Origin of the sequence: Subtercola boreus, from assembly GCF_003399625.1 — a bacterium.
GTDB lineage: Bacteria > Actinomycetota > Actinomycetes > Actinomycetales > Microbacteriaceae > Subtercola > Subtercola boreus_C.
Genome location: NZ_NBXA01000023.1, coordinates 151,557 through 163,379, shown reverse-complemented (window position 1 = coordinate 163,379; position 11,823 = coordinate 151,557). Strand labels below are relative to the sequence as shown.

Below are 11,823 nucleotides of genomic sequence, written 5' to 3'. Positions count from 1 at the left end.
AACTCATAAGGAGACAATCCAGTGGCATTGATCGAAGCCGTAGGCGCTCGCGAGATCCTCGATTCGCGCGGCAACCCGACCATCGAGGTCGAGGTTCTGCTCGACGACGGCGTGGTTTCCCGCGCAGCCGTCCCGTCCGGCGCCTCCACCGGCGCCTTCGAGGCCTATGAACTGCGTGACGGCGACAAGAGCCGCTACCTCGGCAAGGGCGTTCTGAAGGCCGTCGACGCCGTGATCGACGAGCTGGGACCTGCGCTCGAGGGTTTCGATGCCAGCGACCAGCGCCTCGTCGACGGCGCGATGATCGCCCTCGACGGCACCGAGAACAAGAGCCGCCTCGGTGCGAACTCGATCCTCGGCGTCTCGCTCGCCGTGGCCCGTGCCGCTGCCGACTCGGCCGACCTGCCTCTGTTCCGCTACGTCGGCGGTCCGAACGCCCACGTGCTGCCGGTGCCGATGATGAACATCATCAACGGTGGCTCGCACGCCGACTCGAACGTCGACATCCAGGAGTTCATGATCGCTCCGATCGGTGCGGAGTCGTTCTCGGAGGCCCTCCGCTGGGGCGTCGAGACCTACCACGCGCTGAAGTCGCTGATGTCGAAGCAGGGCCTCTCGACCGGTCTGGGCGATGAGGGCGGATTCGCTCCGAACCTCTCGTCGAACGCCGCTGCGCTCGACCTGATCCTCGAGGCCATCACCGCAGCCGGCTTCACTCCCGGCACCGACATCGCCCTGGCGATGGATGTCGCGGCGAGCGAGTTCTACCGCGACGGCGCCTACCAGTTCGAGGGCAAGGCCACCACGTCGGTCGAGCTCAGCAGCTACTTCGAGAACCTCCTGGCCAACTACCCGCTGGTCTCGATCGAAGACCCGCTCGAAGAGGACGACTGGGAGGGCTACCAGCACCTCACCGCCTCGATCGGCAGCAAGGTGCAGATCGTCGGCGACGACCTGTTCGTGACCAACCCGGTTCGCCTGGCCAAGGGCATCTCGCTCGGCGCCGGCAACTCGATGCTCGTCAAGGTCAACCAGATCGGTACGCTCACCGAGACGCTCGACGCTGTCTCGCTGGCGCAGCGCTCGGGCTACACAACCATGATGTCGCACCGCTCCGGTGAGACCGAGGACACCACGATCGCCGACCTCGCGGTGGCCACCAACTCGGGGCAGATCAAGACCGGTGCGCCTGCCCGCAGCGAGCGTGTCGCCAAGTACAATCAGCTTCTGAGGATCGAAGAGGAGCTCGCCGAGGCGGCTGTCTACGCGGGCCGCACCGCGTTCCCCCGCTTCACCGCCTGACAGAGCTGCACGTAAGGAATTCCATGAAATCGACGGTCGGCAGGGCTCCGCGCTCGGCCGACCGTCGCTCGATGGCGGCTGCTCCGACCAACTGGCTCCGCAGCATCCGGTTCTCGGGTTTCACCGTGCTGATGCTCATCGTGCTGGTGCTGTTCGTGGTGATCGTCGCCCCCGGTGCCCGCATCTTCATCGAGCAGCGCCAGCAGATCGCCGACCTGCAGCAGAATCTTGCGGCCGCCCAGGCCCAGAACTCCAGCCTGTCGGCGGATGTCGCGCGTTGGAGCGACCCGGCCTACATCCGCGCCGAGGCCCGCGACCGGCTCTACTATGTGTCTCCCGGCGAGACCAGCTTCCTCGTGCTGAACGACACGGGGGCCGATGCCGCCACCTCCGCCCCACCCGTCTCGAGCAACATCCAGGCCACCCAGAGCGACTGGATCGCCGCCCTGTTCGTATCGGGCATGACCGCGGGGCTCAGTACCCAGACACCCGACCAACTCGGTATCGCGCCGACAGGTGCGGCAACCCCCGACGGAACGACCAAATGACCACGCCCCCGTTCGAACCCGCCAGCGAGTTCGACATCCTGACCGTCTCGAACCAGCTCGGCCGTCCGGCGCGCAACGTGCTCGGCATTGCCGCACGCTGCGTCTGCGGCGCTCCGACCGTCGTCGCCACCGCCCCGCGGCTGGATGACGGCACACCGTTCCCGACGATGTACTACCTGAGCCATCCGGCCGCGACGGCGGCGATGTCCGACCTCGAGGCTGCGCAGATCATGCCTGCGCTGCAGGAGCTGGTCTCCACCGACGAGACCGTCGGTGAGGCCTACCGGGCCGCCCACGCACAGTATCTCGCCGACCGGGAGAGCATCGCGGTCGTCGATGAGATCGCCGGAATCTCCGCCGGCGGGATGCCCGTGCGGGTCAAGTGCCTGCACGCCCTCGCCGCCCACTCGCTCGCTGCGGGCCCCGGGGTGAACCCGATCGGGGACATTGCCCTCGAACAGGGCGATTGGTCGCCACGCGTTTGCGAGTGCAAGGAGTATCCTGTAACTGCGGCCAGTGCGGGCCATTGAACAACTCCGTGGCACACCGGTGGGGCGACTCGTTCCGGGCTCGTGGTGCGGAGGTAGTAGCCTGATGGCTTGTACCTGACCGAGGAGAACCTTTTACTGTGCCGAAAATCTTGATCGTCGGCGGCGGCTACGCCGGTTTCTACACCGCTTGGAAGCTCGAGAAGTGGCTGCGGAGCGGCGAAGCCGATGTCACCGTGGTCGACCCGCTGCCCTACATGACGTACCAGCCGTTCCTTCCCGAGATCGCCTCCGGATCGATTGAGCCCCGCCACGCGGTCGTCTCGCTTCGTCGTCACCTCAAGAAGACGACGATCATCGCGGGCAAGGTCGAGAAGATCACCCACGCAGACAAGACGGTCACGATCCACCCGAACATCGGTGAGGACTACGAGCTCGAATACGACATCATCGTCGTCACCGCAGGGTCCGTCTCGCGCACGTTCCCGATCCCGGGCGTTGCCGACGAGGCCATCGGCCTGAAGACCATCGAGGAGGCCGTCGCCATCCGCGACCGGATCCTCACCAACTTCGACAAGGCGTCGCAGCTGCCCGAAGGTCCCGAGCGCGACCGTCTTCTCACCTTCGTGGTGGTCGGCGGCGGCTTCGCCGGCATCGAGATCTTCGCCGAGATGCGTTCCTTCGCCAGCGCCCTCCTCGACAGCTATCCCGAGCTCGCCTTCGAGGACACGCACTTCCACCTCATCGAGGCGATGGGCCGCATCATGCCCGAGGTCTCACTGAAGACGGCGGGTTGGGTCATCCAGAACCTCGCCGAGCGCGGTGCCCAGATCCACCTCGATACCCAGCTGAAGTCTGCTGTCGGCGGAGTGGTCGAGCTGTCGACCGGCGAGAGCTTCGAGTCGGACACGATCGTCTGGACGGCCGGTGTCATGGCCAGCCCGATGCTGAAGAACACCGACCTCCCCATCGAGGAGCGTGGGCGCCTGCGCGTGCAGGCCGACCTTCGCGTCATCAACGACGACGGCATGATCGCCGATGCCTGGGGTGCCGGCGACGTCTCAGCCGTGCCCGACCTCACAGGTGGTGGCGTCGGCGGATTCTGCGTGCCGAATGCCCAGCACGCCGTGCGTCAGGGCAAGCAGCTCGCGAAGAACCTCGTCGCCGAGCTCCGCGGAGAGGATGTCAAGGACTACTTCCACAAGAACGCCGGCGCTGTGGCCGGCCTCGGTATCGGCGTCGGTGCCTTCCAGTCGGGCAAGATCGGCATCACCGGATTCCCCGCCTGGGTCATGCACCGTGGATACCACGGTCTGGCCATGCCCAGCTGGGAGCGCAAGATCCGCGTCATCGGCAACTGGGCGTTCAACGTCGTTCTCGGGCGGGACATCGCGTCGCTCGAGGCCCGCGTTCACCCGCGCGCAGCGTTCGAGGAGTTCGCCTCCCGCCCCCGCCCGGCGGCGCCCGCCTCGGTGTCGTCGGCAGCGCCCGCTGGTGCTTCTGCCGGTGCCGGCACACCAGGCCCCGCCGGCGCTCCTGTGCCGGTCGGTGGAGCAGTCTCGAAAGAGTAACCTCCCGGTCGCCCCCATAGCCCAATTGGCAGAGGCAGACGACTTAAAATCGTCCGAGTGAGGGTTCGAGTCCCTCTGGGGGTACTCAGCTAGTTTTCATCTGCCCGATGGCGTGGTGGTCGGCGGGACTTCTGCGGCGTTCTATGCGCACCCTAGAATGTCCACCGACCACGACCACGACCACGACCACGACCACGACCACGTCCTCACGGATCTTCAAGACATGTTCGACCTCATTCAGGGCGCACTGGATCGTGACAGCGAATTCGTTCTCAAACCCGCGATACCGGAAAAAACCGGTACCGCATCCGCGATCTCCCCACCTACAAAGGGCTTATAGCTCGGTGGCAGAAGTGGGACGACGTCGTCGCTGAATGCCGGCGGCTTGCCGGACATCTCATCTGAAAGGAGCGCAGCCATGCCGCTACGATTCCGCAACATCGAAGCCACCCCGGACGACCCCGTGTCCGCATGGGGCTTCGAGGGTATGCTCGCCGCCATCGACCGAGGGTACGCCCACGACTGGCGAAAGCTCGTCGACGCGGTCGCCACGGATCCCGAGCTCCGACCGGTTTTCGATGAGGCGGCCGAGGCCGCCGAGTCGCGATCGACGGTGGGTCTTCTCGAGTCGGCTCTGGCGCGAGCAACGGCGACGCCGGCCGAGCTGGCTCTCGAGCGTCTTCGGGAGGCGTACCGGGGGACGCGCATGACGCAGGCCAGGTTGGCCCGCGAGCTCGGTACGTCACGGCCGCGGCTGAACTCGTATCTGGCGGGCAGGGTGACCCCGTCGATGGACGTCCTCGTTGCCGTGGAGCAGATTGCCGACCGTTACCGGGCGCCGTCGGAGGCTCTGAACCTCGTGCTCGTCTGACCGTGAACCCTCCGATGTGAGGCAAGGTCGGCCCAATGTTGTGTGAAATGACATCTGGATCGACGTTGTCCATACACTTGGCCATGTGGCGCGCTCAGACCCTGCGAGCTGCTGAGGACGTGGTCGTCATGACGCACCATTCGCTGGATCTCCCGCCGGACTCCACTCTCTGCATGGAGGAGGGGTGCAAGGCTCCGCTGGCCGACGCCGTCGGGGTGAACCACCGGGGCAGGAGGCTGCTGTTCGGGGTGTGCGCGGAACATGCTCACGACATCGACTGGGGGATCTACGATCCGCGGGCCCATGAGACTCTGCGCGGGTACATCGGTCGTGCCATTGACGACGCCGATATCGCCGGCTGAATGAATTTCGTCACCGACTGTTCACTTCGGCGGGTGATAGTGGAGGGATGACCTCGTCTTCGGCTCTCGCGAGAAGGCTCGGTACCGTTGACGCAGTGAGCATCGGCCTCGGGTCGATGATCGGGGCCGGTGTCTTCGCCGCCTTCGCTCCGGCATCGGCTGCTGCGGGAGCGGGGCTGCTCGTCGGGCTGCTGATCGCCGGGATCGTCGCGTTCTGCAACGCGTCATCGTCGGCGCAGCTCGCTGCGGAGTACCCGACGTCGGGCGGCACCTACATCTACGGGCGGGAGCGACTGGGGGCGTGGCCGGGGTTCCTGGCGGGCTGGAGTTTCGTTGTCGGCAAGACGGCCAGCTGCGCAGCGATGGCGCTGACGTTCGCCGCCTACGCCTCGCCGCCCGGCTGGGAGAAGCCCGTCGCTGTGCTCGCCGTGCTGGCGCTCGCCTCGGTCAATCTGTTCGGTGTGACACGGACGGCAGCACTGACCCGCGTGATCGTGGCGTTCGTGCTGCTGGTGCTTGCTGTCGTCGTGATGTCGGCGGTGACGGGGGGAGGCCTGGCGGTGCCGGATGCCCGACCCGACCTCTTCGAACACGGATGGTACGGCATCCTGCAGTCCGGCGGGCTTCTCTTCTTCGCCTTCGCGGGCTATGCCCGGATCGCGACGATGGGGGAGGAGGTGAAGGATCCTGCCCGCACGATCCCGCGCGCCATCCTCATCGCGCTGGCCGCGACCTTCGTCGTGTACGGCGTGCTCGCGATGACGGTGCTGACCGTGCTCGGTCCGGAGCGGCTCGCCGCGAGCACTGCTCCGCTGTCCGATGTGGTTGTGGCGGGTGGATGGAGCTGGGCCGCGCCGCTCGTGCGTGTCGGCGCTGCTGCCGCGGCGCTGGGAGCGCTGCTCGCGCTCATCGCGGGAATCGGTCGCACGAGCCTAGCGATGGCCCGGAACAATGACCTGCCCCGCTGGCTCGCGGCCGTGCATCCGAGACGCCAGGTGCCCCAGCATGCTGAGATCGCGCTTGCCGTGGTGGTCTGCGTGCTGGTCGTGAGCGTCGATCTGCGGGCCGCGATCGGATTCTCATCCTTCGGCGTGCTGCTCTACTACGTGGTGGCGAACGCCGCCGCCTTCACGCAGCAGCCGGCTCACCGGCGCTATCCGCGCGCTCTGCAGGTGCTCGGAGTGCTCGGCTGCCTCGCGCTCGTGGCGACGCTGCTGCTGCCGGCGGTGTTCGGGGGTGCCGCTGTGCTGGTGGTCGGGATCGGGTACCGCGTGGTGCTGGTGCGGCGGCGGCGACTGCCACAGTGACGGCGACCTCGGTCTGGCAGAGAGGCCGGGCTGTCGACCCACGTGCACCCGAGTTCCGCGACGGAGGGCAGAACATCGACGTGCGCGGAGCGGGGCGAGGGGTGCTGCGGCGCGCTGGGCTCGAGGATGCGGTTCGTGCGGCGAACACCGGCGAGGTCGGCACGCGGTTCCTGGGCGCCGGCGGCAGAGTGGTCGCCGATTTCCCGGTGCGGGCGTCGGAGAGCGGCGGGGCCACGGCCGAGCTCGAGATCCTGCGCGGGAGGTGATGTTCCAGAGCGGCGAGAAGCAGCGTTTCGACCTCATCATCGCAGCCGACGCTATGCGGTCGAGCACGACGCGGGCGACCCTCACCACGATCATCCACAGCAGGCCGGGTGTCTCCGGTACGACCGGTGCGCCAGCCTGTCGATCGTTCCGCGCCGGATCCACGCCTCTCGTGGGCAAGCTCGCCGGCCGTCTCTTCGCGCCGCCGACCGACAAGATCGAGCTGCCCGACTAAGGGCCCCTGGTACACGATTTTTCCTAGGTATCGGGCGCTCGTGGACTTCATGAGAAAACCCCACTGATTTTGCCAGGAACCCGTGCGAAGGCGTCGGATCGCGTTACGATGCTGCCATGACCCCTTCTGTCACTCTCGTTCGTCCAGGCGACAATGTCAGGCAAGAGGTGGGCAACGACGGCCTCACCGATGCGGAACGAGACCAATACGCTGAGGAATACAGGTCGACAATCGGCCGCAAGAGCATCAGCGCGGTCGAGAAGCAGGCGCATGCGTTGTGGCTCGCGAATCGTGCCTCTTCCTGACCCGCTCACGTGGTCGTCAGGGCATCGTCAACATAACCAAGCGCTCAAACGATTTGTCTGTGCTGATCCCCCCGCGATGCTGTACGACAGCCATCGCGGACGGTATCACCCCGCACCATGGGAGATTGAAGTCCAATCGGGGCTGAGAGCGCTCAGGCTTCCTGTGCCAGACACGGAGGCGGTTGTTTTCTCGCTCGATGCCGCGGGCGAGATCGTGTCGGCTGTGCATTTCTCCTTCGATTCTGAGGGCCAGCAGATCATCATTCTCGCGATCGCCACCCGGAGCGAAGCTCGGGGTCTCGGGCTGGGCCGCCAGACACTCGAGGCGGCCCTCCAGATCGTCGACAGGACGAAAGTGGAGTATGGCCTCGATTTCGGCGTGTGGGCAAGAATAAGGCCGCAGAATCATCCGAGTAAGAGACTCTTCTCTGCTGCGGGCTTCGAGTGCATAGAAGATCTGAACGATCCCGAGACGTGGGTGCTCGCCTGAAGAGGGCGCTACCTCAGGCGGCGGCCTGCTCCAGCACCTGGTCGGCGCGCTCGGCGCTGCCGTCGGCGAGACCCCGGTCGATCGCTCGGCGTGATGCCAGCCAGATGGCCATGCCGAGCAGGAACACGAGCCCCTCGGAGACCGTCAGCGACCAGATGATGCCGGCCAGGCCGAACCAGAGGTTGCCGAGCAGCACGATCGGGATGAACAATACCCCCGGCGCCATCGACATGACGATGGCGGGCAGTGAACGCCCTGTCGCCTGGAAGAGTGATGTCAGGAGACCCGTGAATCCGTTCACGACCATGGCGACGAGCTGCGCCGTCAGGATGGTGACGCCGATGACGAGCACGGAGGGGTCGGCGACGAAGGCCGAGAAGACTGGTCGCGGAATGCGAAGACGGCGACGGCCGCGATCACGGTGATGCTCCCGACCGTGAGGGCCGAGACGCGGAGCGCGGACATCAGCCGCACCCGGTCGCCTTTGCCGTAGGAGTAGGCCAGCAGCGGCAGCACGCCGAGCGTGACGCCCATCACGAGGAACTCCGGCACCTGCGCGATCCGCACAGCCACACCCATCGCTGCGAGGGCACTGTCTCCGTAGGCGACGGCGAGGTTGTTCAGCACCAGTGAGGTGACGATGAGGAAGGCGGACTGCAGCAGCTCGCCCACGCCGATGCCGAAGACCGGCTTCAGCACGGCGGGGGAGAGCGTGAACCAGCGAGGCGACAGGCTGACATTCTCGCTGGTCCGCTGCAGCCAGACGATGAAGTAGACGACGACTCCGAGGTTCGAGAGCCCCGTCGCCAGGGCGGCCCCGCCGACGCCCCAGTGCAGAACGAGGATGAACAACACGTCGAACAGAACGTTCTCGACGGTCGACCCGATGAGTCCGATCATGACCTGGCGCGCTGCACCTTCCGACCGCACGATCTGTTCGAGGCAGAAGGCGGCGGCGAGCACCGGTACGAAGGCGAGCATGACGGCCACGTAGGCGCTCGTCGCGGGAACCGCGGCGGCATCCGCGCCCAGAATGGACACGAGCGGGCCGAGCAGCAGCAGGCCGAGACCGCCGAGGATGGCGCCCGTCACGATGGCTCCCCAGAGGGCGGACGACGAGACGCGCTTGATCTCCGCCGGCCTTCGCGGAGTCTCTCTCGGCCGCACCGAGGAGCCGCGAGATGAGAGCTCCGCCGCCGACACCGAAGACGCCGCCGATCGCCATGACGAGGCCGAGGAGAGGGGTTCCGAAGGTGACGGCGGCCAGCAGTGTGGCGTCGTAAAGCGAGCCGATGAAGCCCGCATTGACGACGTTGTAGACGGCGCCGACGACCATGGCGGCGGCCATCGGCACGCAGAGGTGCACGAGAGCCCGCACGATCGGTGCCGCGGAGAGGTACCAGCGGTTGGTGCCGACGGCGTCGGCGGTCGGAAGGGGTGCCGCCGGCACGGCGGAGAGTGGTTCTGGATGATCGGGGCTGGGTTCAGCGGGAGGGCTGCGGCAGAACCGCGGTCACCTTCTTGAGCAGAGCGTGCAGGGTGGCGCGCTCTGCCGCGCTGAGCGGAGCGAGGATCGTGTCGTCGGCGGCCTCCATTGCGGAATCGAAACCGGCGATGAGTTCGGCGCCGGCGGACGCGGCGTAGACGCGTTTGCTCCGTTCGTTGCCGTTCTCTGTGCGACGTTCGATGAGGCCTCGGCGTTCGAGCCCCTGCAGAAGGCTCGACACGCTTGCGGCGCTGGTGCGGGTCAGCGCGGCGATGTCGCGCTGGATGGAACCGGGGTTCTGCTCGAGAAACCCGAGGGCGAAGGCCTGCTCGTGGGTGAGTTCGCGTTCGCGGATCCAGTCCTCGCCGCCCGCCGGTTGGCGGGAAGAAGCGCGGGATCGGCGACAGGTGGCGGTCGCGGGTGGCGGAGAGGTCGGCGAGGATGGAGTTGGCGGCACAACGATGTGCCTCACGGCCAGGGAGACCCACCATGACACTCACCGATCCAACCCACCACCTCGCACGCCCGCCCTATGACCCGGAACTCGCCGCGGTGCTCGCCGTGATCGGCGACCAGTTGCCATCCACCCTGACGCCGGAGATGATCGCGCCGATGCGATCGGCCGGCATCACCCCGCCGATCGACCAGTTGCTGGCAGGGCGCGAGGTGACCCACGAGGAGCGGAGTGTGCCGGGCCCGGAGGGGGCTCCCGAAATCATCCTCAGCATCTTCCGTCGGAGCGATCATGTCGCAGGAGGCCCGGGCATCTATAACGTGCACGGCGGCGGAATGATCATCGGCGACCGCTTCACCGGACTCGAGCCCCTGCTGGACTGGGTCGAGCAGTTCGACGCTGTGCTGGTGAGCGTGGAATACCGGCTGGCGCCCGAGTCACCCGATCCGGCCCTCGTCGACGACAGCTATGCCGGGCTGGTCTGGGCTGCCCAGAATGCCGACGAACTCGGTTTCAACGCCGACCGTCTGATCATCGCCGGGGGAAGCGCCGGCGGCGGAATCGCGGCCGGCGTCACCCTGATGGCCCGCGACAAGGGCGGTCCGGGGCTCATCGGGTCGCTGCTGATGTATCCGATGCTGGATGATCGGAACGAGACGGTCTCGAGCCGGCAGTTCGTGGGCATCGGCGTCTGGGACAGAGGAAGCAACGACACCGGCTGGGACGCCCTGCTCGGCGACCGGCGCCGAACGGATGACGTGTCGATCTATGCTGCACCGGCTCGGGCAACAGACCTGTCGGGGCTTCCGCCCACGTTCATCGACGTGGGCTCGGCGGAGGTCTTCCGTGACGAAGACGTGGCGTATGCCTCGAAGATCTGGGCCGACGGTGGCATCTGCGAGCTGCACGTGACCCCGGGCGTGTTCCACGGTGCGGAGCTGATGGCGCCGACAGCCGCACTGTCGAGCGCCATTGCCGAGAACAGGACCCGCTGGGTGCGGCGTATCCTCGGCGCCTGAGCGGCTGCACCCCGAGCAGGCTCCGGATGCTCTACCCAGAGTATGCTCCCAGAACATGCAGGAACTAGTCGGACGGATCACCGCCCTCGATCCGGTGGCGAGTGAGAGCCTGCGCGTCATCTCCTACTTCGACACCCTCGTGGAGGGGCACGCGACGGCCGAGGCGCTGCTGCGTGCGGCAAGCGTTCTGACGGGCTGCGCGGTCGGGTTCGCCGCCGACGAGACGGTGATGCGTGTCGATGGGGCGGGCATCCGTTCGCGGGGACCCGTGCGTGCGGAGCCGGGTCGGTGGGCATCCCACGCAATCGGTGAGGGGTGGTTCGCGTGGGTCGAGCGCACGGGTGACGCCCACACCAACGATGAGATGGTTCTCGAGCGGCTCTCGTTCGGGTTGCGGATCTCGCTCGAACGAACCCACCCGGTGGCCATCGCCCGTCGCAACCTGGAGATCCTGATCGATCCGGCCGAGAGTCCCGAAGCGCGGGCGGCGGCCGCCCGCCGGCTGAGGGTCGACGTCGGCGAGCTGCGGATGGCGGCGGCACCTGCAGGCGAACCCGGTTCGGCCCTGGGCGGAGGCGCAGCGGTGGTGGTCACGCCCGTCGGGCGGGTGCGGGCGTCGATCGTGCGCGACAGCACGGCCGCGACTGCAGCTCCTCCGGCAGCCGCTCCCGCAGTACCGACCGGCAGCCCGACCCGCCAGGGACTCGGGCTCTCCGTTCTGGCGGTGGATGCGCCCCGATCGTGGCAGACGGCGCTCCTGGCGCTCCGGCTGACGACCCCGGCCGAGCCGGTGGTCGACGCGGGCCGTCTCGGAAGCGTGCTGCTGCTCGTCGAAGCCGCCGAGGCCTCTGCCGCGCCGCAGCCCGACGCTCTGGCGATCGAGCGGCTGGTGCAGGAGGATCCGCGGAACCTCCCGCACCTCGAACTCATCGTGCGGGCCGAGAGCATCCGGGCGGCGGCCGCCGCGTCGGGCGTGCATCACTCGACCATGCAGGCGCGGGTGGCCGAGCTGAGCGAACAGCTCGGTTTCGACGCGAGATCCGCCGAGGGCCGGGTGCGGCTGTCGCTGGCTCTGCGGCTCTACCGTCTGGGTGCGAACCGGTTCTGACGACCTGCCCCTG

General features: G+C 67.3%; 16 protein-coding genes and 1 tRNA gene. 14 read left to right on the top strand and 3 right to left on the bottom strand.

Annotated elements, in window-relative coordinates; genetic code table 11:
• The first annotated feature begins 21 nt into the window (after positions 1-21).
• From eno to B7R21_RS20135, 12 genes are all read left to right on the top strand, one after another.
• On the top strand, positions 22-1,302 hold the full coding sequence (gene eno, locus B7R21_RS12800) for a phosphopyruvate hydratase (RefSeq protein WP_116283634.1): 1,281 nt from the start codon (positions 22-24) through the stop codon (positions 1,300-1,302).
• A gap of 23 nt (positions 1,303-1,325) precedes the next feature.
• Positions 1,326-1,850: an FtsB family cell division protein gene (locus tag B7R21_RS12795; protein ID WP_253259797.1), complete on the top strand. Its 525-nt coding sequence runs from the start codon at positions 1,326-1,328 to the stop codon at positions 1,848-1,850.
• Positions 1,847-2,380, top strand: a complete 534-nt coding sequence (locus B7R21_RS12790; protein ID WP_116283633.1) for a DUF501 domain-containing protein — start codon at positions 1,847-1,849, stop codon at positions 2,378-2,380. Before B7R21_RS12795 ends, B7R21_RS12790 begins: the two co-directional genes overlap by 4 nt.
• A 98-nt stretch (positions 2,381-2,478) precedes the next feature.
• A complete protein-coding gene (locus B7R21_RS12785) occupies positions 2,479-3,909 on the top strand; it encodes an NAD(P)/FAD-dependent oxidoreductase (RefSeq protein ID WP_116283632.1) in 1,431 nt (476 codons plus the stop codon).
• A gap of 10 nt (positions 3,910-3,919) precedes the next feature.
• Positions 3,920-3,993: transfer RNA gene (locus B7R21_RS12780), tRNA-Leu, on the top strand.
• Between the two features lie 334 nt (positions 3,994-4,327).
• Complete coding sequence (locus B7R21_RS12770; protein WP_116283630.1) at positions 4,328-4,780, top strand: helix-turn-helix domain-containing protein; 453 nt, start codon at positions 4,328-4,330, stop codon at positions 4,778-4,780.
• 119 nt (positions 4,781-4,899) lie between these two features.
• A complete protein-coding gene (locus B7R21_RS12765) occupies positions 4,900-5,142 on the top strand; it encodes a hypothetical protein (RefSeq protein ID WP_172592161.1) in 243 nt (80 codons plus the stop codon).
• 47 nt (positions 5,143-5,189) lie between these two features.
• The gene (locus B7R21_RS12760; RefSeq protein WP_116283628.1) at positions 5,190-6,449 is read left to right on the top strand and encodes an APC family permease; all 1,260 of its coding nucleotides are present in this window, start codon (positions 5,190-5,192) and stop codon (positions 6,447-6,449) included.
• The gene (locus B7R21_RS12755; protein WP_116283627.1) at positions 6,446-6,715 is read left to right on the top strand and encodes a hypothetical protein; all 270 of its coding nucleotides are present in this window, start codon (positions 6,446-6,448) and stop codon (positions 6,713-6,715) included. The genes B7R21_RS12760 and B7R21_RS12755 overlap by 4 nt, the downstream gene beginning before the upstream one ends.
• Positions 6,712-6,948 carry a hypothetical protein gene (locus B7R21_RS12750; protein ID WP_147305885.1) on the top strand — a complete coding sequence of 79 codons (237 nt, stop codon included), beginning with the start codon at positions 6,712-6,714 and terminating at the stop codon, positions 6,946-6,948. Before B7R21_RS12755 ends, B7R21_RS12750 begins: the two co-directional genes overlap by 4 nt.
• Before the next feature lie 116 nt (positions 6,949-7,064).
• Complete coding sequence (locus B7R21_RS20140) at positions 7,065-7,253, top strand: hypothetical protein (protein ID WP_172592160.1); 189 nt, start codon at positions 7,065-7,067, stop codon at positions 7,251-7,253.
• A gap of 76 nt (positions 7,254-7,329) precedes the next feature.
• Positions 7,330-7,743, top strand: coding sequence for a GNAT family N-acetyltransferase (locus tag B7R21_RS20135; RefSeq protein ID WP_172592159.1), 414 nt, complete (start codon positions 7,330-7,332; stop codon positions 7,741-7,743).
• A 13-nt stretch (positions 7,744-7,756) separates the two neighbouring features.
• Here the strand turns inward: B7R21_RS20135 and B7R21_RS20460 are convergent, their stop codons facing one another.
• The 3 genes from B7R21_RS20460 to B7R21_RS12735 form a co-directional block, all read right to left on the bottom strand.
• Positions 7,757-8,095, bottom strand: a complete 339-nt coding sequence (locus B7R21_RS20460) for a hypothetical protein (RefSeq protein WP_216364229.1) — start codon at positions 8,093-8,095, stop codon at positions 7,757-7,759.
• Positions 8,068-8,835 (bottom strand): MATE family efflux transporter, encoded by a 768-nt coding sequence (locus B7R21_RS20455; RefSeq protein ID WP_253259796.1) that lies wholly within the window; start codon positions 8,833-8,835, stop codon positions 8,068-8,070. The genes B7R21_RS20460 and B7R21_RS20455 overlap by 28 nt, the downstream gene beginning before the upstream one ends.
• Before the next feature lie 392 nt (positions 8,836-9,227).
• Entirely contained in the window at positions 9,228-9,701 is a 474-nt protein-coding gene (locus tag B7R21_RS12735; protein WP_253259795.1) for a MarR family winged helix-turn-helix transcriptional regulator, read from the bottom strand.
• 17 nt (positions 9,702-9,718) lie between these two features.
• Between B7R21_RS12735 and B7R21_RS12730 the strand changes: the two genes are divergently transcribed.
• On the top strand, positions 9,719-10,702 hold the full coding sequence (locus B7R21_RS12730; RefSeq protein ID WP_116283624.1) for an alpha/beta hydrolase fold domain-containing protein: 984 nt from the start codon (positions 9,719-9,721) through the stop codon (positions 10,700-10,702).
• A 55-nt stretch (positions 10,703-10,757) separates the two neighbouring features.
• Positions 10,758-11,810 (top strand): helix-turn-helix domain-containing protein, encoded by a 1,053-nt coding sequence (locus B7R21_RS12725; protein ID WP_116283623.1) that lies wholly within the window; start codon positions 10,758-10,760, stop codon positions 11,808-11,810.
• Positions 11,811-11,823: the final 13 nt, after the last annotated feature.